Raw genomic sequence first — 545 nt, 5'->3', positions numbered from 1 at the left:
CCCGCCGGCACGCTGCCCCTGCGTTTCGACCCGCCACGCTGGCCGGGTGACAGCGCGGTCGTCGCCTTCGGTCGGGCCGGCGAGCGCCACCCTGAATTCGAGGTGATGGTCGACCCAACCCACGCCGCAATCCTGCGCACCCGCATCGTGCCGCATATCCTGCGCGTGTTGCACGATCTGCACGCCGACCTGCTGCTGCTGCCCTACGGCCAGCAGGCGACCGGCGTGATGGGCGTGCTGCTGAGCGTGATGGCCATCACCGGGCTGATCCTGTGGTGGCCGCATCCGGCCTTGTGGGCATCGGGCAAATGGCGCCGCACGATCACCGTCTCCCCCCGGGCCAGGGGGTATCGCCTGTGGCGCGAAGCCCATCTCAGCCTGGGCTTCTGGACGTTGGGGATGATGCTGTTCCTGGCCCTCAGCGGCACGGTCCTGGCCTTCCCCTTCGCCCGCCCGCTCTTCGGCGTCCAGGGCGGCGACCGTCCGGCCCACACGCGCACGCACCATGCCGACCACACGCCCGCCGCCCCCGGCGAGCAGGGGCT

General features: G+C 71.6%; 1 protein-coding gene. It reads left to right on the top strand.

Going from position 1 to position 545, the window contains the following annotated elements; genetic code table 11:
• Positions 1–105: 105 nt before the first annotated feature.
• Positions 106–545, top strand: a 440-nt coding sequence (locus HUK84_RS22455) for a PepSY-associated TM helix domain-containing protein (RefSeq protein ID WP_246285846.1), incomplete at its 3' end; no start/stop codon positions are given.

This window comes from Nguyenibacter vanlangensis (assembly GCF_013376155.1).
In the GTDB taxonomy this organism is placed as follows: Bacteria; Pseudomonadota; Alphaproteobacteria; order Acetobacterales; family Acetobacteraceae; genus Gluconacetobacter; species Gluconacetobacter vanlangensis.
This window is presented reverse-complemented; position numbering and strand designations above follow the sequence as displayed.